The 21,421-nt window shown below is 72.4% G+C and carries 18 protein-coding genes; 8 read left to right on the top strand and 10 right to left on the bottom strand.

What is annotated here, in order from left to right:
* Positions 1–26: 26 nt before the first annotated feature.
* A complete protein-coding gene (gene tssI / locus WMF22_RS45735) occupies positions 27–2,039 on the top strand; it encodes a type VI secretion system tip protein TssI/VgrG (RefSeq protein ID WP_438033826.1) in 2,013 nt (670 codons plus the stop codon).
* 12 nt (positions 2,040–2,051) lie between these two features.
* Here tssI and WMF22_RS45730 read toward each other — a convergent pair whose 3' ends face one another.
* A complete protein-coding gene (locus tag WMF22_RS45730) occupies positions 2,052–2,750 on the bottom strand; it encodes a GbsR/MarR family transcriptional regulator (RefSeq protein ID WP_012240929.1) in 699 nt (232 codons plus the stop codon).
* Positions 2,751–3,242: 492 nt separating this feature from the next.
* Here WMF22_RS45730 and WMF22_RS45725 point away from each other — a divergent pair, with 492 nt between their 5' ends.
* Positions 3,243–3,647, top strand: coding sequence for a hypothetical protein (locus WMF22_RS45725; RefSeq protein WP_438033825.1), 405 nt, complete (start codon positions 3,243–3,245; stop codon positions 3,645–3,647).
* Positions 3,648–3,795: 148 nt separating this feature from the next.
* Here WMF22_RS45725 and WMF22_RS45720 read toward each other — a convergent pair whose 3' ends face one another.
* The 6 genes from WMF22_RS45720 to WMF22_RS45695 all read right to left on the bottom strand — a co-directional run bounded on the left by WMF22_RS45720 (position 3,796) and on the right by WMF22_RS45695 (position 11,317).
* Complete coding sequence (locus WMF22_RS45720; protein WP_438033824.1) at positions 3,796–4,314, bottom strand: hypothetical protein; 519 nt, start codon at positions 4,312–4,314, stop codon at positions 3,796–3,798.
* Positions 4,315–4,319: 5 nt separating this feature from the next.
* On the bottom strand, positions 4,320–6,137 hold the full coding sequence (locus WMF22_RS45715; RefSeq protein WP_437296113.1) for an AAA family ATPase: 1,818 nt from the start codon (positions 6,135–6,137) through the stop codon (positions 4,320–4,322).
* A 46-nt stretch (positions 6,138–6,183) separates the two neighbouring features.
* On the bottom strand, positions 6,184–6,834 hold the full coding sequence (locus tag WMF22_RS45710) for a TlpA family protein disulfide reductase (protein WP_438033823.1): 651 nt from the start codon (positions 6,832–6,834) through the stop codon (positions 6,184–6,186).
* Positions 6,835–6,911: 77 nt separating this feature from the next.
* Positions 6,912–7,160 (bottom strand): glutaredoxin family protein, encoded by a 249-nt coding sequence (locus tag WMF22_RS45705; protein WP_437301678.1) that lies wholly within the window; start codon positions 7,158–7,160, stop codon positions 6,912–6,914.
* Positions 7,161–7,198: 38 nt separating this feature from the next.
* On the bottom strand, positions 7,199–8,689 hold the full coding sequence (locus tag WMF22_RS45700) for a B12-binding domain-containing radical SAM protein (RefSeq protein ID WP_438033822.1): 1,491 nt from the start codon (positions 8,687–8,689) through the stop codon (positions 7,199–7,201).
* An 84-nt stretch (positions 8,690–8,773) separates the two neighbouring features.
* On the bottom strand, positions 8,774–11,317 hold the full coding sequence (locus tag WMF22_RS45695) for a DNA internalization-related competence protein ComEC/Rec2 (RefSeq protein WP_438033821.1): 2,544 nt from the start codon (positions 11,315–11,317) through the stop codon (positions 8,774–8,776).
* Between the two features lie 289 nt (positions 11,318–11,606).
* Here WMF22_RS45695 and WMF22_RS45690 point away from each other — a divergent pair, with 289 nt between their 5' ends.
* From WMF22_RS45690 to WMF22_RS45665, 6 genes are all read left to right on the top strand, one after another.
* The gene (locus tag WMF22_RS45690; protein WP_437296109.1) at positions 11,607–12,788 is read left to right on the top strand and encodes a trypsin-like serine peptidase; all 1,182 of its coding nucleotides are present in this window, start codon (positions 11,607–11,609) and stop codon (positions 12,786–12,788) included.
* A complete protein-coding gene (locus WMF22_RS45685; RefSeq protein ID WP_438033820.1) occupies positions 12,781–13,854 on the top strand; it encodes an ABC transporter substrate-binding protein in 1,074 nt (357 codons plus the stop codon). The genes WMF22_RS45690 and WMF22_RS45685 overlap by 8 nt, the downstream gene beginning before the upstream one ends.
* Complete coding sequence (locus WMF22_RS45680) at positions 13,851–14,597, top strand: TlyA family RNA methyltransferase (protein WP_437296107.1); 747 nt, start codon at positions 13,851–13,853, stop codon at positions 14,595–14,597. The genes WMF22_RS45685 and WMF22_RS45680 overlap by 4 nt, the downstream gene beginning before the upstream one ends.
* A gap of 257 nt (positions 14,598–14,854) precedes the next feature.
* Positions 14,855–16,054 (top strand): ABC transporter substrate-binding protein, encoded by a 1,200-nt coding sequence (locus tag WMF22_RS45675; RefSeq protein WP_438033819.1) that lies wholly within the window; start codon positions 14,855–14,857, stop codon positions 16,052–16,054.
* A gap of 64 nt (positions 16,055–16,118) precedes the next feature.
* Positions 16,119–17,003, top strand: a complete 885-nt coding sequence (locus tag WMF22_RS45670) for a branched-chain amino acid ABC transporter permease (protein ID WP_437296105.1) — start codon at positions 16,119–16,121, stop codon at positions 17,001–17,003.
* A gap of 113 nt (positions 17,004–17,116) precedes the next feature.
* Positions 17,117–17,683 (top strand): hypothetical protein, encoded by a 567-nt coding sequence (locus tag WMF22_RS45665; protein ID WP_438033818.1) that lies wholly within the window; start codon positions 17,117–17,119, stop codon positions 17,681–17,683.
* A gap of 11 nt (positions 17,684–17,694) precedes the next feature.
* On the opposite strand, the gene sdhB is transcribed toward WMF22_RS45665, so the two are convergent.
* The 3 genes from sdhB to WMF22_RS45650 are packed head-to-tail and all read right to left on the bottom strand — an operon-like array spanning position 17,695 to position 21,416.
* Positions 17,695–18,516, bottom strand: coding sequence for a succinate dehydrogenase iron-sulfur subunit (sdhB, locus tag WMF22_RS45660; RefSeq protein ID WP_437296102.1), 822 nt, complete (start codon positions 18,514–18,516; stop codon positions 17,695–17,697).
* Position 18,517: 1 nt separating this feature from the next.
* Positions 18,518–20,533 carry a succinate dehydrogenase flavoprotein subunit gene (gene sdhA, locus WMF22_RS45655; protein WP_438033817.1) on the bottom strand — a complete coding sequence of 672 codons (2,016 nt, stop codon included), beginning with the start codon at positions 20,531–20,533 and terminating at the stop codon, positions 18,518–18,520.
* A 55-nt stretch (positions 20,534–20,588) separates the two neighbouring features.
* Complete coding sequence (locus WMF22_RS45650) at positions 20,589–21,416, bottom strand: succinate dehydrogenase (RefSeq protein WP_438033816.1); 828 nt, start codon at positions 21,414–21,416, stop codon at positions 20,589–20,591.
* Between the last annotated feature and the right edge of the window lie 5 nt (positions 21,417–21,421).

The raw sequence follows: 21,421 nt of genomic DNA, 5'->3' as shown, positions 1-21,421 counted from the left end.
AGGCGAGCCGCGGAGGAGGCGCGACGATGAACCGAGAGCCGACGGAACCCCTGAGGTGCAGCGAGCCGTCCCTACCCGCCGCCCCGCCGTGCGGTGAGCCCGCGGGCGCGACGGCGCACCGCGCGCCCAGCGCCGTGACGATGGCCACGGCGTCCGGCCCCGCGCGCATCCGCGAGGCCCCGGACGCAGGGCCCCCGTGCAGCGAGCCGATCGCGCGCGCGGCCTGCGCCGAGCGCCCGGAGGAGGCGGACGAGCCGGTGGACGATCCCCCGCCTGCGCCGTCTCCGGACGACCGAGAGATCGTCGAGGCGCCGGTGCGAGCGAGCGCCGGAGGGCCGCGCGATGTGCCGCCATCGCCGCTGCGGGCGACCGCCGGAGGGCCTCGCGATGTGCCGCCATCGCCGCTGCGGGCGACCGCCGGAGGGCCGCGGGAGCTCCCGCCGTCCCAGGGCGGCCCAGAGGCGCCTGCTCACGTGCCGTTCCGCGCGGCGGGCGCATCGGAATCGGCGCCGCGCCCGGCGCGCGCGGCGCCGATGGAAGCGCTTCAAGAGGCGAAGGCCGCGCTCCGGGACCGGGCACGGCGGGCGCCGATCCTGCGGCTCGACTCCAGCGATTTCTCCTGCGACCTCCTCCGGGTGCGCGGGGTGCACGGCAGAGAGGCCATCGGCCAGCTCTTCTCGTACGACATCGACGTCGTGTGCAGCGACGGCGCCGAGCTCTCGATCGAACAGGTGCTGGGGGCGGCGGCGTCGCTCGTGTTCGAGGTCGAGGGCGCGGACGAGCGGACCGTACACGGCATGATCGCCGAGGTGGAGGACCGGCACGAGACGGAGACCGCCTTCCGCTCCTACCGGCTCCGGCTCGCGCCGCGGGCGTTCCGCGCGACGCTTGTGGAGCTCCAGCAGGTCTTCCTCGACATCAGCGTGCCAGAGCTCATCCAGCACAAGCTCGCGATGGTGGGGCTCGGGCCCGAGGACGTGGTGATGCGCCTCTACCGCGATCACCCCCAGCGGGAGATGATCGTCCAGTACAAGGAGACGGATCTGGCCTTCATCTCGCGGCTCGCCGAGCACCTCGGGATCTCGTTCTTCTTCGAGCACGAGTCGGGCCGCGACGTGATGGTGTTCACCGACGAGCCGACGGGCTTCCAGCCGCTGCCGGGGGGCGACGCGGTGGTGTTCCGGCCGCGGGGCGAGCGGCGCGACATGTTCGAGCTCAGGGAGCAGGCCAGGGCCTTCCCCGCGACGTACGTCATGCAGGAGTACAACTACCGGACGCCAAGGCTCGACATGACGGCGGCGCACGAGTCGCCGGCGGGCCTCGGGGGCGGCGTCGTCGAGTACGGCGCCCACCACAAGACGCCGGAGGAGGGCCAGCAGCTGGCGCGGATCCGCGCCGAGGAGCGGGCCTCGTCGAGCCGCTATTTCGAGTGCCAGAGCGACGAGCTCCGGCTGATCCCGGGGGCCGTCTTCGCGCTCGAGGGCCACCCGCGGCTCGACGGCGAGCGGCTCCTGGCCGTCGAGGTCGAGCACCGCGCGGTGCAGCCGGTGGCCGTCGAGGGCGGGGCCGGCGGCGAGCAGGAGTACGTCAACCGCGCGCGCCTTGTGCGCGCCGCGCAGGCCTACCGCCCGCCGCGGACGGCGCCGCGGCCGAAGATCCACGGGGTGGTGTCGGCGCTGGTCGAGCCGCTCCCGGACAGCGAGATCGGCGAGGTCTCGCCGATCGACGAGCAGGGGCGCTACCGGGTGCGGTTCCACTTCGACGCGGGGGATCCCGCGTCGCGCGCCTTCCCCTCGCGGCTCGTGCGGATGATCCAGCCGCACGCCGGGCCGAACTACGGGATCCACTTCCCGCTCAAGCCCGGCATCGAGGTGCTGATGGTCTTCGTCGACGGCGACCCCGACCGGCCGATGATCGTGGGCGCCGCGCCCAACCCGATCACGCCCTCCCCGGTGACGCGGGAGGTGAACCTGATGCACCGGATCGAGACGTCGACCGGCATCCTCATCGAGATGCGGGACTGCCCGCCGCGCGGGTGACGCCGGCCGCCGCTACTTCTTGCGCCCCGCTCGGCCGCTCAGGCGGCTGATCGCGTCGCCCGCCGCCCAGGCGACGCGGGCCGCCGCGTTCAGGGAGCGGACCATCGCCTCGGGCACCTGCGCGATGAGCCGCTCCAGATCGACCGGGCCGTCGATCGACGGCAGGAGCTGCTCCATCAGGTCGGCGAACAGGTCGTACTTGCGCGACAGGTCGTCGAGCCGCGAGCGCATCGCGTCGGCCTCCGCGCCCTGCGCGTCGCCGAGCAGCGAGAGCGCGCGCCGCGCGAGGGCGCGCTTGTCCTGCACCACGCGGCGCAGGCGGCCGAGGTACGCGCCGACGATCACGTCGGGGTACTTGCCGCGCAGCGCGAACGAGTCGTGCCGCGCGCCCGACTCCCGCCGGCGCTCGATGATCCCGGCCGCCTCGAGGCCGCGCAGGTTGGCGAAGATGTTGCTCTTGGAGCGGCCGAGCTCCTGGCTGAGCTCGTCCATCGAGCGCGGCTCGTCCGCCAGGTAGAGCGCCGCCACGACCTGCCCACCCAGCCGGGTGATGCCGGGGAACGACGCGGCGATCTCGGCGCCGACCCCCTCGAGCAGCGCCTGCCGCGCCGCCGCGACCCGCTCGTCCGAGGCGCTCCCGTCTCCCCCCTCGCCGGTTGCGGGCGGCTGCGGCGGGTGCGCTGTCGGCGACGTCGGCCTCCGGGCGGTCATGGTGGGTGACTCACATAACGATCTTTCGCGGGTGCGCCAAGCGGCCAGCGCGCGATCATCTCGCCCACCTCGAGCGCCAGGCTGCTCGACCCGTCCCGCGCGCCGTCGAAGCGGGCCCGGAGGATGCCGTCCGGATCGAGGATCCACGTCTCCTGGGAGAGCTACGTGCCGTACGTGTCCAGCACGACCTGGCGTCGGGGTCGAACAGGACCAGGAACGGCGGATCGCCGTTCGGGGACGGCGGCGATCGGGTGCTGGCGCCGGGGGTGGGGGCGGCTCTCGGGGCGGAGATACCCGGGCGCGGCCGCTGCCTTGCGGAGCACCGCGCCGGCGAGCCGGGGAGAGGAGCCCGCCTTGGACCGCCCCAAGAAGCGACGAAAGAAAACCAACGAACCTTGTCAGACGACCGAGGACAGCGGCGAACGAACCATCGAGGACAGCGCGCGAGGTCATCGTCGCGCGAGGCGCCTCGACCCATTTCAGGAGGACATCATGCGACGTTTCATTGCTGGACTCTGCGTCATGTTGTCGGCTTATTTCATGGGGTGCATGGCGTATCCGCCCGACGTGGTGACGGACGAGAGCCTATCGAGCGAGGCCGTCACCGAAGAGGTGGAGGAGGCGTCCGAGGCGCTGACGGCCTGCGGCCCCGGGCTCTGCTGCTCCCTGTCGGACTGGTCCGGCTCCAGCGAGTGTCAAAGCGGGAACCAGGTCGCGCACTGCTGTCCCTCGGGCTACGGCTCCGTGGGCAGTTCCTGCCTGCCCTATTGCCCAGGCGGCCGTTCCTGCGGATGGAACCGCGTCGCGGGCGCAGGCGCCTGCACACAGGACTGCAAGGGATCCATGCTCTTCTGCTGTCCGGCCGGGAAGACGTATACTTCCGCGGGCTGCCGGTAACCTCGCATCTGCCGGTCCGCGCCTCCCGCGCGGTCTTCTGCGCTCCGATGCGCGGGGCGGCGCGTTTACCTGGGCCGCTGCGCCTCGTCGCCCCTCAACCACTCTCCCATCCAGCACCGGCGCCCGCGTGAATCGGCGCGTCGCGCCACTACCGCGGAGGGGGCGAGACGCGGAGGGGCAAGCCGAGCGCGGAGGCTTTGTCCTGGTTCATGACCACGGTGTCGCACGTCAGGCCGAGGAGCTCCGCGTACGCCCGGATCGAGCAGGCGATATGGTCCTTCATCGTGCTGATCGGCTTCATCCGCGTGGCGGCATCGACCTTGAGCACGAAGATGAGCCGCACGCGCGAGCGGACGCGCAACCGCTCGGGGAGCTCCCTGGCGAGGGTGGCGCCGATCCCTGTGTCGCCCCCGCGCCACGCGCTCTGGAGCATGACCAGAGAGTCCCGCCCCTTGGCGATCAGGCGATCGGCGAGGTGGCCGGGTGCGTCGCGCCCGGTGTAGTCCTTGATCTCGAGGAGGACGACACGGCCGCGGTCGGGATCCCAGTACGTGAAGTCCATCTCCGCGACGCCCGCGCCCGAGAGTCGCCGGTAGGTGGGGAGGTCCTCGAAGCGGAACCACGCCACGTCGGGCGGGGTGAACGCGAAGCCCGACTCTTCCGCCATGAGCGTCAACCCGCCATCGCGAGGTCGACGTCCTCATCACCCATCGAGAGCTCTTCCTGGACGATCTCGTTGGGTGGCATGCCCTCGGAGAGATCATGAAAGCTCCCGCTCACGTGGCCCTCGCGGTTCGTGAGGGCGCAGAGGCGCACGTCCGCCTTGTGCTGCCTGGCCACGAGCTCGAGCTGCTTCAGGATGAAGTAGCTGTGCGTCGCCATGAAGATCTGGACGCCCGCGAGCGACACGTCGTGGAGCATGCGCACCAGCGCGCGGGCCGCCGCGGGGTGCAGGTTGGTCTCGGGCTCGTCGATGAACAGCACGGTGTTCCGCCGGAGCTCGCCGTTCTGGATGAGCCTCGCGAAGAGGCCGATCTTCTTGATGCCCTCGGCGACCTGGGACATCCAGAACTGATCGTCGCCCCGGCGGAACACGAACCTCCCGCTCTCGCGGACGATCTCGCCCGAGAACAGTTCGCGGAGGGAGATGAGCACGCGGCGCAGGCTGTCCGGGAGATCTTCCTGCATCACCTCGCCGCGGAGCGCGACCGCGAGGTCGTAGTACGTGTCGTCGAAGCCGAAGCGCTTGTCCTGCTCGTGGAGCGACGTGATGGCGTCGACCGACGTGAGGATCTCCTTCGGGGGGATGAACAGAGCGCGCAGGTTCAGCTGCGGGCCGCCCTCGTCGTCCATGCGGAGCGACCGTGCGTCCGACGCCGAGAGGAGCGCGGAGTACACCGCGTTGCACAGCGTGGCGCCGAAGACGGCGTCCCCGGGGCTGCGCTTCTTCACGAGGTCGCCGAGGTGCGCGCTCGCGGGCTGGAACGTCCACATGAGCTTCTCGGCAAGGACCTCCCCCAGGGAGGGCCGGTCGGCGTCCATCCGCCGCGTGTAGTCCTGCACGCTCCTGGCGAGCACATATGCCAGCTTGAGGAGCGTGCTCTTGCCGGTGTCATTGCGGCCGATGACCACGTTGATCCGGCCGAGATCGGTCCAGCGGAACTCCTCGAAAGGGCCGAACCGGAAGACGCCGAGCTCGTCGAAGAGCGTGCTGTCCTGCCCGGCGAGATCGGGCGGGGGCTCGCCCGCCGCGGCCTCGACGACGCCCTCGCTCTTCTCCGGCACGGGTCGCCTCGAGGGCGCGAGCGCGCGCCGGATATCCACGTACGGCTCGCCCTCGACGTCGCTGTCCTCCCCGCGCGTGACGAAGGGCAGCTTCACGAGCGCCGCGCGCACGACGCGGGCGAAGGCGTCGGGGTCGAGCGCGCCCGAGAAACCCTGCGGCACCCGGAAGAGCGTCGCCGTGGCCGCACCCATGAACGGGAGCCCGAGCTTGCGGGCGAGCTCGATCTGGTAGCGCAGGTACGCACGCTTCTCGTCGCCCTTCTCGCGATCGAAGAGGGCGAGGCTCACCGGGATCACCGCGTCCTCGAGCATCGCGTCCTCGCCCTCGGGCGAGACGTCGAGGATGCGCTGGGTGACCGTGCTCCAGACGATCTGGCGGTTGCGTGGCGCGGTCGCGACCTCGAGCGCGAGCTGCCCGTAATAGCGCGGCTTGGCGCGCCACGTGCTCCAGCGGGCCACGAGCGCGACGTGTCCGCCCTTCCACGAGCAGTCGAGCCGCACCGCCGAGGGCCACGGGCCGTGGCGCTGCTCATCGAGGCCAGGGATCGGCTTCCCGTAGGGAAGCGCGGGCCACGCGATCGGCGGCTCGCGCTGCGGGGTGACGTGGATCGTCACCCCCTCGATCTCCACGTCGAGCGGCCGCGCCGCGCCGAGGAGGGCTCTGCCCGCCTCGAACGCGAGCACGTTGGCGGCTTCGAGCTTCATGGGTAGATCCTAAGCGCTCCCACCGCCCTCACGGCAAGGAGCCCGCTCAGGAGTCGTCGGCGCAGACGTCGACGGACCCGGCGCGCGGCTTGCTCTTGTAGATATCGGCCGGGCAGCTGCCCCAGCGCGAGACCATCTCGCCCACCTCGATGGCCAGGCTGCTCGACCAGTCCCGCGCGCCGTCGAAGCGGGCCCGGATGATCCCGTTCGGGTCGATGATCCACGTCTCCGGGTAGAGCTGCGTGCCGTACTGGTCCATCACGACCTTGGACTCCGGGTCGAAGAGGACAGGGAACGGCGGGTCTCCGTTCAGGGCCACCTTGAGCGCGTCGCGCACGTCGTCCGGACCCTCGTCGGTCGAGATCGTGAGGACGACGATGTCCTTCCGCGACTGGGCGATCCGGCCGAGCTCCGCGAGCGCCGGCATCTCCTGCAGACACGGAGCGCAGGTCTTCGTCCAGAAGTTCAGGAAGACCGTCTTGCCCCGGAACGACGACAGCCGGACGGGCTTGCCGTTCATGTCCGGCAGCTCGAAGTCCGGCGCGAGCCGGTTGCGGCCGGCGTACGCGGGGCGCAGGGCGCAGATGGCCTCGCAGCCGGTGGTGCGCTGGTCATTCTGCGCGGCGTGCACGAAGCCGTAGACGGCGACGGCAGCGACGAGGATGAAGGCGAGCTGCGCGAGGGTCGTCCACTTCACGGGGGTTCGCATAGCGTAGCGCGGCGCAGGGCGAAAGCGGGCCGAAACGCCCCGCCCCCGCTCTTCGACGCGGTGCTTCACTCCGGGCCGGAGAGCAGCCGCTCGAGCCGCCGCTCGTCGACGCGGTACTTCATGATCTTCCGCCCATCGAGCTCGACCACGGGGACCTCCCAGTCGTACAGCGCTCGCTTCTCCGGGCCGGCCTCCCGATCGAGGTCGACGACGGCGAGCTCGAACGGCAGCCGGGCGCGCACACGCTCGAGCGCGGCGTGAGCCACCTCGCAGAGGTGGCAGCGCTCGCGCGTGAAGAGGGTCAGCGTCTTCATCGTCACGTGGCACCCTCCGGGCCGGGCTGCCGCCCCGCTCACCCCGCCGCGAGCAGCGGCAGGCTCTGGCGGCGCGGCGGCTCCGGCCGCTTGATCTTCTCGAACGCGCGCTCGTAGTCCCGGAACGAGCCGCCCGCGTGCACGGCCTGCAGCACGGCGTGCCCCTCGGCCTCGCCGCCCGCGGCGAGCACCGCCTCGACCCACGCCCAGCGCGCGCTCGTGGCCCGCACGTCCGCGCGGCCCCGCAGCCCGCGGCGGAGCCGGTCGAGCCGCTTGTTCACGACGTCGATCCCGGCGAAGCGCGCGCCGTGGAGCGGCGTGTTGCGCTTCGGGCAGAACGGCGCGATCCCGAGCGCGACGGGCACGATCCGCGACAGCTCCGCGACGAAGGCGACGCACTCGTCGACGTCGGCGTCGGTCTCGCCGGGGACGCCGACCATCAGGTACAGCTTGAGCCGATTCATCCCGTGCTGCCGCGCGAGCTCCGCGGCCCGCTGGAGGTGCCTGGGCCGGGCGCGCCGCTCGAGCGTCTCGCGGACCCGCTCGCTCGTGCCGTCCATCGCCGTCGTGAGCGTCTTGTAGCCCGCGAGCCGCAGCGCGCCGACGAACTCGTCGGTCAGCCGGTCCGGCCGGAGGCTGCTCAGCCCGACCTCGCAGCCCCGCTCGGCGAGCGTCCGGACGACCTCGACGATCTTCGGATGATCGCTGACCGCGGCGCCGACGAGGCCGACGCGCCTCGCGTCCTCGGGGATGAGCTCGAGGAGGCGCTCCTTCGGGACGATGCGCATGCCGCCGTTGGTCGAGCGGCGCATCACGCAGTAGGTGCACCCGCGCGAGCAGCCCCGCTCCGCCTCGATGAGGAACATGTTCGAGAGCTCGGTCTCCTCGGCGCGGATCGGCGACCAGGCGGGGAGGAGCGCGTTGTCGCACTGCGCGACCGGGGGCATCTCCGCGCCGTGGCGCGCGGGGACGAAGACGTGGGGGAGGGCCGCCAGCGCGTCGAGCGCCGCCTCCCGCGACGGGGCGTCCCGCAGCACGCGGAGCGCCTCCACGGCCAGGGTGTCGGCCTCGCCCATGATGATCGCGTCGGCGAACACCGCGAGCGGCAGCGGGTTCGAGAACGTGAGCGGACCGCCCGCGAGGACGAACGGATCGCGAAAGGAGCGCTCCTCCCGGAGCGCCGGTATCCCCGCCAGCTCGAGCAGGCGGACGACCCCGGCGAGCTCGAGCTCGTAGGCCACCGAGAGCGCGATGACAGGGAAATCGGAGATGGGGCGGAGCCCCTCGTACGTGATCGGGGGGCCGCCCGCGCCCTGGCCCTCGTCGTCCGGCAGGAAGGCCCGCTCGCACGCCATCCCGGGCTCGGCCTGGATGGTCTTGTAGATCTGGAGGAAGCCGAGCGAGCTCATTCCGGCCCGGTACGGCGAGGGGTAAGACAGCGCGACGCGGAAGGGCGCCTGCTTGTCGATACGACCGATCTCGCCCGCCAGGCGGCGGCGGATCGTGGTCGTCATCGCGCTTCGAGACATCGACCCAGCGTCCCTCAGGGGACGTCCAGGCGCAAGGATGGGGAGGCCAGCTGACAGCCGCCCGGAGCGGCGATTTTTTCCAGCTCACGGCCCACCGTTCTCCGGGACGTGTCCGGGGGCGGTCCTCCCGTCGCGGGGAGCAGGGGCCGGGCGCGGCGGCTCGCCCGGGCGGGACCAGAGGACGCGCTCGCCGTCGGTCTCCCAGGTCAGGGCGCCACCGCGGTCCGTGCGCGCGATCGCGACGCCGCGCGCCGAGAGGCGGGAGAGCACCTCCGGGCTCGGGTGCCCGAAGCGATTGCGGACGCCGCAGGAGACGGCGGCGATCGAGGGGTCGACGGCCGCGAGGAGCGCCGCGCCGGTCGACGTCCGGCTGCCGTGGTGCCCCACCTTGAGCAGATCGGCGCGGAGCGCGGCGCCGTAGCGCGCCACGAGCGCGTCCTCGGCCTCGTGCTCCGCGTCGCCCACGAGCAGCGCGGATCGAGCCCCGTAGGTGATGCGCACGACGAACGAGTTGTCGTTGGCGCCCCGGTCGGGGTGGAGCTCCGGGCACGGCGCGAGCACCTCGATCGTCGCCCCCGAGAGGATCCGCGGCCTGCCGCAGAGCGCGTCGGGCCGCACGATGGGCACGCCGCGCCGGCGCAGGTCCGACAGGAGCTTCCGGTAGACCGGGCCCGCGCCCTCGGCCTCGCCCTGGCCGGTGTCCCAGAGCTCGCCGACCTCGACGCCCTCCACCGTGGCCGGCAGGCCGCCGAAATGATCGGGGTGCGGGTGCGAGAGGACGACCGCGTCGAGGCGCGCGCGGCGGCGCGACCGCAGGAGCGGCCGGAGCACGCGCGCGCCCGTGTCGACGGGGCTGCCCACGAAGCCGCCCGCGTCGACGAGCATCGCGCCGCCCTCGGGCAGGTCGATCAGGATGGCGTCGCCCTGCCCCACGTCGAGGACGTTGACGCGCAGCACGCCGCGGGGCGCGCCCGCGCGCGTGGCGACGCCCTCGAGCAGCAGCCACGCGGCGGCGCCGGCGGCGAGCGCGGCGAGCCGGCGGCCGCGGCGCTCCGCGGCCCACGCGAGCGCGATCGCGGCGGCGAGCGCGGCCAGCTGGGCGGGCGACGGCTCGGGCAGGCGCAGCACCACGCCGGTCTCCGCCGAGGCGCGGGCCACGGCGCGGACCGCGAGCAGCGCGCCCGACCCGACGAGCGCGCACCCGCGCTCGACCGGCGGCGCCCACGAGAGCACGGCGTGCGCGAGGCAGAACGGGAGCGCCGCCAGCTCGCCGATCGGCGCGGCGACAACGTTCGCGGCCACGCCGAGCAGGGGGAACGTCTCGCCGTTCATGAGCAGCAGCGGCGCGCACCCGAACATGGCCGCGAGCGTCGTCGCGAGCGGCGCGAGGACCTTGCGCGCGAGCTCCCGCGCCGACGACCCGCCCGGCCCGCCCTCGGCGCCGCGCCCCTGCTCGACGCCGCGCTTCCCCTCCCCGGGCACGAGCAGCGCGGCGAGCGGACGCTGCAGCCAGAGCAGCCCGGCGGTGGCGGCCGCGGACAGGCCGAACGAGAGATCCCACGCGACGAGCGGATCCACGGCGGCGGCGCCCGCGAGCGACAGGGCGAAGCAGCGGACGCCCACCGGACGGAGGCCGAAGAGGCGGGCGCCCATCGCGCAGCTGAGCATCGCCGCGGCGCGCATCGCCGAGCCGCCGCCGCCGGCGAAGTCGGCGTACAGCCACGCGGCCGGCACGCACAGCGCCGCGGTGATCCGGCCCGCGTCCCACCGGGCGGCGATCGGCCCGACGCGGACGAGGATCGCGCGGAGCGCCGCCGCGAAGCCCGCCACCGCGAGCACGAGGTGCGTCCCCGAGACCGCGAGCAGGTGCGCGAGGCCGCTCTCGCGGAACGCCTCCTGGTCCTCGGGCGCGAGGTCGGTCTCGCCGAGCACGAGCGCGCGCCCGAGCGCCACCGCGTCGGGGTGGAACGTCGCCTCGATGCGCCCGCGCACGAAGGCCCGCGCGCGATCGACGGCCGCGCGCACGTCGATCGCGCGGCCCTCCGACATCCGCCGCGCCTCGACGATCGTCCCGCTCGCGACGATCCCGCTCCGCGCGATCGCGGCGGTCGCGTTCCGGAGCCCCTCGTTCCGGAACAGGTGGATCGGCGCGAGGTCCACGGTGACCTCGAGGCGGTCGCCCCGGGCGAGGTCCATCGGCGCGCCGTAGAGGCGCGCCCGGAGCGGCCCCTGCAGCGCTCGCCCGCCGCACGTCCCGCCGGAGAGCTCCACGTCGATGCGCGAGGCCGGCGGCTCGTCGTCCGCGCCGCGCGCCCCGGCGGAGCGCCGCTGCGCCGCCCCGACGACGACCGGCGAGCCGACGACGGCGCACGCCACCTCGCAGCGCGCCGGCGGCTGCAGCTGCGCGAGGGCGCCATCGTAGGCGGCGCCCGCGCCGTCGAGCAGCGCGCGGGCGCGGAGGCCGCTCACGACGAGCGCCACCCCGGCGGCGGCGAGCGCGGCGCGGCCGGCCCGGCGGCGGAGCGCCGCCGCGGCGAGCGCGGCGCCGAGCGCCGTGGCCAGCGGAGAGAGGGCGAGCGGCGCGCCCGCGGCGAGCGCCAGGCCGAAGAGCAGGACGGGATCGATCACGGCCCCACCGCCCCGCAACACCTGGGCCGCGCGCGTTCCCGCGGAATTTCAGGGGGGAGCGGCCGCCGCGCCCCTGGCGCCGCCATGGCGGCGCGCGGCGTCGAACGCGTCGGCGCGCCGGCCGATCCTGCAAGAGCTCTCTGTTATGTGGGGGGAGCAACGCGCCGAGTCGGTCATCGCACGGTCATCGCACCCGCCGCGCGTGCACGTCAGCGGCTTCGCCTCTAGAATCTTTTGCTCCTTGCGGCACCCCGCGGCGCGCAGACATTGCAGTATCTGGAGGCTTTCGATGTCGTTTTGCTTGCCCAGAGTCACCTGGATTCTCGCCCTGGGACTCGCTGCGACGGCGTGCAGCTCGGCCCTGGAGGCGCCTCCTGACGAGATCGGTGAGGCGCGGGACGCCATTCAGGACGGATATCTCGACGACGGCGACAGGGCTGTCGTGGGCATCTACAACGACGAGATCGGCGCGATCTGCACCGGCAGCTTGATCGCCCCGAACGTGGTGCTGACGGCCCGTCATTGCGTGTCGGACATGGCCAATGAGCTCGACGGCCAGATCACCTGTCGATCCACGAAGTTCACGGACACGCACCTCGCGCGCCGGATCTTCGTGACGACCGACGCGGAGATCGGCAGGTACGCGCGTTATTACGGCGGCAGCGAGGTCGTGTTGCTCCCCGGCGAGGGGACGGACGCGTTCTGCGGCAACGATCAGGCGATCCTGATCCTGGACGAGCCGATCCCGGAGAGCGAGGCGGTGCCGCTCGTGCCGCGCGTCGACGTGCCCCTCGTGGAGGGCGAGGAGTACTACGCGGTCGGCTTCGGGGCGACGAACGACGAGAGCGCGGGCGCGGGCCTGCGGCGGCGCCGCGACAGGCTGTTCATCGACTGCGTGGCCGACGGCTGCCCGTCGTCCCTGGTGAAGGCGACGGAGTGGGTCGGGGACACCGGCATCTGCGAGGGAGACTCGGGCGGACCCAGCCTCGATCTGATGCACCGCGTGATCGGCGTGACCTCGCGCGGCGCCGAGGGCTGCGAGTATCCGATCTACGGCTATGTGTACCGCTGGGCGGAATGGATTAAAGAGACGACCGTGCGCGCCGCCCGTGCCGGAGGATACAAGGAGCCCCCCTGGGCGACCGGCTACCCCACCGATCCCGCGTATTCGGCGGAGGTAGGCGCGACGTGCGAACAGCCGGAGCAGTGCCCCGCGAACGCGTGCCTCGACGGCACCTGCACGCGGCCCTGCAACGAGGCCGCGGCGTGCCCTGACGGCTACAGCTGCAACGGCGAGCCCGGCTTCTGCGCGAAGGTCCCCGAGCCGCCCGCGGACGACGAGCCGAGCGGGTCCTGCAGCGTGAGCCCGCGGCCTGATCCGACGCAGCCGGTCCCCTGGGTGCTCGGGGCGGCGAGCCTGGGCGCTCTCGCGAGCCTGCGGCGGCGGCGCAGCCGGGAGCGGCTTGGCTGACGAGCGGCGCTCCTCCACGCGGAGCGCCGCCGGCGCGGCGCTCCTGCCGGGCGCCGCGCGCGCCTCGCTCCTGCCGGGCGCCGCGCGCGCCTCGCTCCTGCCGGGCGCGCCGGGCCGCGCGCTCTCGCGGCGGGCCGCGCTCGCCGGGCTCGCGGCGCTCGGGCTCGCGGCGTGCGGGCGCACCGCCCCGGCGCGCGCGGCGGGTGCGCGCGTCGTCTCCCTGTCGCCAAGCACCACCGAGGCGGTCTGCGCGATCGGCGCCGGCGCGGCGCTCGTCGGCCGGTCCCGCTACTGCGACCACCCGCCCGAGGTGCTCGGCCTGCCGAGCGTCGGCGGCTACGCCGACCCGAGCATCGAGGCGATCATCGCGCTCTCGCCGACCCTCGTCGTCGGCGCCCGCGGCCCCGCGGGGCCCGCGCTCGACGAGTCGCTGCGCGCGCACGGGATCGTGACCTGCTTCCCCGACACCGAGTCGCTCGCGCAGATCGAGGACATGCTCGCGGAGCTCGGGCGGCGGCTCGACGCGGCGCCCGGCGCGGAGCAGGCGATCGGCCGGATCCGCGCCCGGCGCCGCGCGGTCGAGCAGGCCGTCGCCGCGAGAGGCGCCCCGCGCGTCCGGGCTGCCCTGCTTTACGATACCTCGCCCCTCTTCGTCGCGGGCCCCGGCAGCTTCCCCGATGAGCTCATCCGTCTGGCCGGCGGCGAGAACGTGATCACCCGCGGCGGCCCCTACCCGTCGATCAGCGTCGAGCAGCTGCTCGTGCTGGATCCCGATGTCCTGCTCGACGGCACGTCCAGCGACGGCGACATGCGGGGCGCCTCCAGGCTGGCGGGGCTCAGGGACGCGCCCGGCTGGCGATCCCTGCGCGCCGTGCGCGAGGGGCGCCTGCGCCCGCTGAACACCGAGGTCGTGCTGCGCCCGGGCCCCCGCATCGGCGACGGCCTCGCCGCCGTCGCGCGGGCGCTCCACGGCGAGGCGCTGGCGCTCTCCGGCGACGCGGCCGTCCCTCCCTCCCCCGGCGGCGCAGGCCTCGCCGCGCCCCTGCCCGGGACGGGGGCGCCATGACCCGCGTGCGCGCCGACGCCCTGCTCGTCGCCCGGAAGCTCGCCGGCTCGCGGACCGAGGCGCAGGCGCTGATCATGGCCGGCAAGGTCACCTCGGGGCCGCGCCGCATCGACAAGCCGGGCACGCTGCTCCCGGAGGACGCCGAGGTCCACGTCGCCTCCGGCCCCCGGTTCGTCTCGCGCGGCGGCGAGAAGCTCGAGCACGCGCTCGCGGCCTTCGCCGCGCACGGCCTCGACGTCGCCGGGAAGACGTGCGTCGACGTGGGCGCCTCGACCGGCGGCTTCACCGACTGCCTGCTCCAGCGCGGCGCGGCGCGGGTCTTCGCCGTCGACGTCGGCTACGGCCAGCTCGCCGCCAAGCTCCGCGCCGACGCGCGCGTCGAGGTGCGCGATCGGGTCAACGCCCGCGAGCTCCAGCGAGAGGACTTCGACGTCCCCATCGATCTCGTCGTCGTCGACGCGTCGTTCATCAGCATCTCCCGCCTCATCGACGCGATCGCCCGCCTGCTCCGCCCCTCGGGGGATCTCGTGGCGCTGATCAAGCCGCAGTTCGAGGCGGGCCGCGAGGCCGCCGCCCGCGGCCGCGGCGTCATCCGCGACGAGGCGACGCGCCTCGCGGCGATCGCCGACGGGCGCCACGCCATCGAGGCCGCGGGCTTCTCGGTCGTCGGCCAGGTCGACAGCGCGGTGCGCGGGCCGAAGGGGAACGTCGAGCACTTCGTCCACGCGCGCCGCACCGGCTAGCCGCCATGCGCGCCGCGTTGGCTGGCCGCGGCGCGCGACGCCGCGCGCCACGACGCCGGGCTCGGTCGCCGGAATCCGTGGAAAGTCGAACACTTAAGATGCTCCGCGCCGACCGCGTCGCGGCCCGACGATGCTGACGTGCCGCGTAGACAATGGTAGACGCGGTGAGTACACGCGCTCTGAGCCGCTCCGTGGGCGGCCATGGCCACCGCGGGCGACCCCACGCGAGGCAGCCCGGCGACAGGGAGGACGACGACATGCTCGGACGACGGGGTTTGGTGAAGATGATCGCCGGGGCGCTCGCGCTCAGCGCGATGACGCTCGGTTGCGACAAGAAGAGCGAGGGTTCGGCCGGCAACGCGGCCGAGCACGCCAAGGACGACGCCGAGTGGAAGGTCGGCGCTTACTTCAGCCTCTCGGGCGAGGAGACGGCGTTCGGCGTCGACTCGAAGGAGGGTATCGATCTCGCGATCGACGAGATCAACAAGGCCGGTGGGGTCAAGGGCAAGCCGATCCACGTCCTTTACGAGGACAACAAATCGAAGCCCGAGGAGGCGACCAACAAGGTCCTGCAGCTCATCGATCGGGATCACGTGCTGGCCCTGCTCGGCGAGGTCGCCTCGTCGCGGTCGCGCGCCGGCGGCATCGTCGCCAACAAGAAGAAGGTGCCGATGATCTCGCCGTCGTCCACGAACCCGGACGTGACGAAGGTCGGTCCGTTCGTGTTCCGCGCCTGCTTCACCGACGACGTGCAGGGCCAGATGGGCGCGCAGTTCATCGTGAACACGCTCGGCAAGAAGAAGGTGGGGCTCTTCTTCGCCTCCGACGACCTCTACTCATCGGGCCTCGCCAAGGAGTTCCGCGACGAGGTGAAGCGCCTAGGCGGCGAGATCGTCATGGAGAAGAGCTTCCTCAAGAAGGAGACCAACTTCACGACGTACATCAACGAGCTCAAATCGGCGAACCCCGAGATGATCTACGCGCCGATCTATTACACGAGCATGGCCCCGGTCGCGCGGCAGGCCAAGGCCGCGGGCGTACCAGGGAGCATGTTCGTCGGCAGCGACGGGTGGGACGCGAACGAGCTCCTGCGCGACGCCGCCGAGGAGCTCGACGGCGCGTACTTCACGAACCACTACGCGCCGGACGTCCCCTGGCCCAACTCGCAGGCCTTCGTGCAGAAGTACAAGGACCGGTACAAGCGCACGCCGTCGAGCATCGCGGCGCAGGGCTATGACGCGGCCAGGCTGCTGGCCGACGCGATGGGCCGCGCGAAGGCGATGACGCCGGACGACATCCGGGCGGCCATCCAGGACACCAAGGGGTTCCAGGGCGCGACGGGCGTCATCACCATCGATGCCGAGCGCAACGCGGACAAGCCGGTCGTGATCGTCCGGATCAAGGACAAGCAGTTTACTTACTACGCGACGGTCAACGAGAAGGCTGCAAAGCAGTAGCGTTCATTCCCGCGCGCCGGCTCGGACGTGAGGAGCGCGCGGAACGTGCAGTAAAGAGGTCTCCATGGAGAAGATCGTGAATGCCCTGATCACGGGGCTCGCCCAGGGGTCGATGATCGCGCTGGTCGCCCTCGGCTACACGATGGTTTACGGCATCCTCAAGCTCATCAACTTCGCTCATAGCGAGATCTTCATGATGGGCGCCTTCGCCGGGCTCTTCGGGATCGCGGCGTTCGGCGCCGACAGCTCGCCGCTGTTCGCGGGCGTGGCCGGCACCCTCTGCGCCATGGCCTTCGCGGGCGTCCTCGGGGTCGTCGTCGAGAAGGTGGCTTACGCGCCGCTCCGCTCACGGGGGCGGGGCCTCGCGAACACCCGGATCACGCCGCTGGTCACGGCGCTCGGGATGAGCGTGCTCCTCCAGAACCTGGCGCAGCTCCTCTTCACGGCCCGTTACCGCGGCTATCCGCAGCTCCTGCCGATCGAGCACACGCGGCAGGTGATCTTCGTCACCTCGATCCTCGTGATGATCGGCCTGGAGCTGCTCGTGCGGCGCACCTGGACGGGCAAGGCGATGCGCGCGCTCAGCGTGAACGTCGAGGCCGCCCGGCTGATGGGCGTCCGCACGAGCCGCATCATCGCGCTCACCTTCCTCACGGGCTCGATGCTCGCGGCGGTGGGCGCGGTGCTGTACTGCCTCGATCAGTCGCAGGTGTACCCCACCATGGGCGTCGTCATCGGCAACCGCGCGTTCGTGGCGGCGGTCATCGGCGGCATCGGCAACATCACGGGCGCCATGCTCGGGGGCATGTTGATCGGGATCATCGGAGAGATGACGAAGCTCACGCCCTACTCCGGCTTGCAGGACGTCCTTGTGTTCGCGGTGCTGATCGGGGTGCTCCTCGTGAAGCCGACGGGGCTGCTCGGCACGACCGGGACCGAGAAGGTGTAAGGCCGCCCTGGCCTGCCGGCCCACGCGCCGCGCTTCCATCCATCCTCCACAACAAGCAGGCCGCCCTGGCCCGCCGGCCCACGCGCCGCGCGTCCTTGGGGTATGCTCGGCGCATGCGACGCCTCGCTCTCGTCGTACCGCTCTCGCTGCTCGCGGCGTGCGCCGCGACGCCCCCCGCCAACTGGGTGCGCGGCGGCGCGCTGCTCGACATCCCCCGCGCGCGCTGGGCGCTCGCCGACCTCACGGTCGACGTCATGCCGGACGGCAAGATCCTCGTGAACGGCGAGCACCAGCTCAGCGTCGATCGCGGCGGGCGCGTGTTCGGCCTGGAGGCCGAGCCGGTGGCGCTGCTCGAGCCGGACGGCCGGGTCACGGGCCCGAACGACGATCCGCTGGGCCAGGTCGGCGTGCTGCACGCCTCGCTGCCGCGCCAGGCGAACGCCTGGATCACGGTCGCCGAGGGCGGCGCGGTGATCCGCTACGCCGAGGACGGCGAGCGGGAGCCGCTCGGCGCCTGGATGGGGTGCGAGGCGACGGCGCGGGCGCACCAGGCCTGCACGCTCGTCACGCACCTGCTCGGGATGCGCCTGGACAAGCTGGCGCGGCCGCGCGCGCCGGACGCGCTGCAGATGGGGCTCGGGAACGGGCTCGGGCTCGGGACGGGGTCGCTGTTTCCTTAGAGGGGGCGCGCCTACTTCAGCAGCCAGCCGAACAGCATCCGCTTCGTCGTGTCGCGGGAGACGGCCGCGAGCGAGTCGACGAGCGGGATCTCCTTCGGGCACACCTCGACGCAGTTCTGCGACTTGCCGCAATCGGTGATCCCACCCTCGCTCATCACCGACTCGAGGCGCTCGCCCTCGTGCATCGCCCCCGAAGGGTGCATGTTGTAGAGCCGCACCAGGTTGATGGCGAAGGCGCCGACGAACTTCGTCCCGTCGCTGTACTGCGGGCACGCCTCGACGCAGCAGCCGCACGTCATGCAGCGGGAGAGCGGATACCGCTCCTGCTGCCGCTCCGGCGACTCGCGCGGGCCCGGGCCGAGCTCGTGCGTGCCGTCGATGTCAATCCACGCCCGCACGCGCTTCATGTCCTCGAACATCCGGCTCCGGTCGACGAGCAGGTCGCGCACGAGCGGGAACTTGGACATCGGCTCCAGCGTGATCACCTCGCCCTTCGGCGCGAGCTGGTCGATGAGCGCCGAGCAGGCCTGTCGGACCCGACCGTTGATCACCATCGTGCACGAGCCGCACACCTCCTCCAGACACACCGCCTCCCAGACGACAGGAGCCACCTCCTTGCCGTCCACGGTCCGCGGATCCTTCTGGATCTGCTGCAGCGCGCTGATCACGTTCATCTGCGGCAGGTAGGGGACCTTGAACTCCTCCCAGCGCCGCGACTCCGTCCGATCCGCGGTGTCCTGCCGCCGCACGCGCAGGTGCACAAGCCGGCCCTCGCCCTTCGGCTGCGCCGGCGCCGCCGCCCCGTTCGCCTCGTCTCCGCTCGCCTTGGCCATCCTACACGCTCTTCTGCGACAGCTTCCCTGTCGCTTGTGCGCTCGCCGCGCCCGCCTGCTCGTACTTGCGCTCCCGCGGCGTCACGAGCGACGTGTCCACCGCGTCCGTCACGTGGATCGACTGGCCGGCGCACGCGTAGTCGAACTCGCGGACGAACCTCACCGCGCCCTTCTCCTCGTGGCGCGCCAGCGTCGTGCGCATCCACGCGGCGTCGTTCCGCGCCGGGAACTCCGGCTTGTAGTGCGCCCCGCGCGACTCGTCGCGGTTCCTCGCGCCCTGCGCGATGACCCGCGCGAGCACCAGCATGTTCTCGAGGTGGCGCACGAACTGCGCCCCCTGGTTCACCCGCGGGGCCGTGTCCGTGCACTTGATCCGCCCCGCCCGCTCCTCGAGCTCGCCGAGCTTCTCGAGCACCCGGTCGAGCGTGGCGTTGTCGCGCTCGATCGTGCAGTCGCGCAGCATCGTCTCGCCGAGCTCCTGGTGCAGCCGGTACGCGTTCTCCGGCTGCTTCGCGTCCTGGTTCTGCGTCAGGATGCGCTGGTAGCTCGACTCCGCGCGCTTCTCGGCCTTGTCGAAGATCGAGCGCGGCAGGTCGAGCGCGCTCCGCTTGATGCTCCGCTGATAGGTCGCCACCGCCGGCCCGCACACCATGCCGGCGTAGATGCACGAGAGCAGCGAGTTGGCGCCGAGCCGGTTGGCCCCGTGGTACTGGTAGTCCACCTCGCCCACCGCGTAGAGGCCCGGGATGCTCGTCGCGTGGTTGCGCGGCGACCCGGCCTTGAGCGAGCCCCGCGCGTCCGCCTCGTAGTCGACCCACAGGCCGCCCATCGAGTAATGGACCGCCGGGAAGACCTTCATCGGGTTCTTGTACGGGTCGGTGCCCGCGAACTTCTCGTAGATCTCGAGGATGCCCGCGAGCTTCGACCGGAGGAACTTCTCGTCCTTGTGGGTCAGGTCGAGGTAGACCTCGTTCTCGTTCCGGCCCGTCGCGGCGTTCCAGATGCCGCGCCCTTCGTGGAAGCACGTCTTGAAGATCGCGCGCGCGGCGATGTCGCGGGGGACGAGGTTGCCGTAGCCGGGGTACATCCGCTCGAGGAGGTAGTCGCGCTCCTTCTCGGGGATGTCCCGCGGGTTCCGCGCGTCGGTCTTGTCCTTCGGCACCCAGACGCGGCCGCCCTCGCCGCGCGCGCTCTCCGAGATGAGCCGCAGCTTGTCGGCGCCCGGGATCGCCGTCGGGTGCACCTGGATGAACTCGCCGTTCGCGTACACCGCGCCCTGCTGGTAGACCGCCGACGCCGCCGTCCCCGTGCAGATGACGCTCAGCGTGGAGCGGCCGAAGACGATGCCGCAGCCGCCCGTCGCGAGCACGACCGCGTCGCCCGTGAAGGCGCGGATCTGCATCGATTTCAGGTCCTGCGCGACGCAGCCCACGCACGTGCCGGAGTCGTCGAGGATCGCCTCGAGGAAGTCCCAGAACTCGAACTTCCGGACCATCTTCTCGCCCGGGATCGCCACGCCGTGCTCGTCGGTCACGCCGGCGAGCTCGTACCGCCGCACCTGCTCGTCGAGCGCGTAGAGCAGCTGCTGCCCCGTCGTCGCGCCGGCGAACGCCGTGCGGTGGTAGAGCGTGCCGCCGAAGCGGCGGAAGTCGAGCAGGCCCTCGGGCGTCCGGTTGAAGGGCACGCCCATGCGATCGAGCATGTTGACGATGCCCGGCGCCGCTTCGGCCATGCCCTTGACGGGCGGCTGGTTCGCGAGGAAATCGCCGCCGTACGCCGTCTCCTCGAGGTGCACCTGGGGGCTGTCGCCCTCGCCCTTCGTGTTCACCGAGGCGTTGATGCCGCCCTGCGCGCACACCGAGTGCGAGCGCTTCACCGGCACGAGGGAGATCAGGTCGACAGGGACCTTCGCCTCGCACAGCTTGATCACCGTCATCAGGCCGGCGAGCCCGCCCCCGACGACGATCACGCGCCGAACCTTCCCCCCCTCGCTCCTCGTCGTGCTCTTCGCGGCCATGTTCGATCCCGATGCTCCCGCGCCGCTCCCCGGAAGGGCGCGGCCGATACGATGGTCAGTGCGAGGCCGGCGCGCCCACGCCGGCGCCGACGCCGACGCCGGCGCCGACAGACGCGCGCGCGGGGGAGCCGGTGGAGCCGGTCGAGGTCGACGCGATGTCCGCGCAGGTGCGGCCCCCCTCCGCCGACGGGCCCGGCGTCCCGGGGAACGGCGCGCCGGTGGCGAAATAGATCACCGTGTTGGCGCCGAACAGGAAGACCACGAGGCCCACCGCGCCGAAGACCACCGCGGCCATCCGCTGCGCCCGGCGCGACACGGTGATCCCCCACGAGAAGCAGAAGCCCCAGAGGCCGTTGGCGAAGTGGAACACGCTCGCCGCGATGCCGAAGAGGTAGACGAGCGCGATCACCGGGACGCCGCCGACGGTCGACGCCATGTCGGCGCACAGCCGCGGGTAGAACTCCTCGGGCGCCATCCGGCCCAGCCACTTCTGCGCCCAGTACGACCAGAGGTGGAAGCCGATGAACGCGAAGGCGAGCACCCCCGTGACCCGCTGCAGCGTGTACATCCAGTTGCGCGAGAACGTGTAGCTGCCGACGTTCGGCTTGCCCTCGAGCACCAGCTTGACCCCGTAGAGGGCGTGGAACGCGAGCGGCAGCACGACGAGCCCGATCTCGAGCACGGGCAGGTACGGCATGTGCGAGATCTCGGCGACGGCCGCGTCGAACCGCTCCTGCCCCTGGAGCGCCTTCGCGTTCGTCCAGAAATGGAAGAGCAGGAAACCGCCCACGGGGAGGGCGCCGGTGAGAGAATGCAGCTTGCGCAGGAGAAAGGACCGGCGGCTCTCGTGAAAGAGCGATCTCGCGGGGGTTGCCTCGGACACGCTGA

The organism is Sorangium sp. So ce204, assembly GCF_051526795.1.
Taxonomy (GTDB): domain Bacteria; phylum Myxococcota_A; class Polyangia; order Polyangiales; family Polyangiaceae; genus Sorangium; species Sorangium cellulosum_B.
The sequence above is the reverse complement of the archived record's forward strand: the minus strand, read 5'-3'. Positions and strand labels throughout refer to the sequence as shown.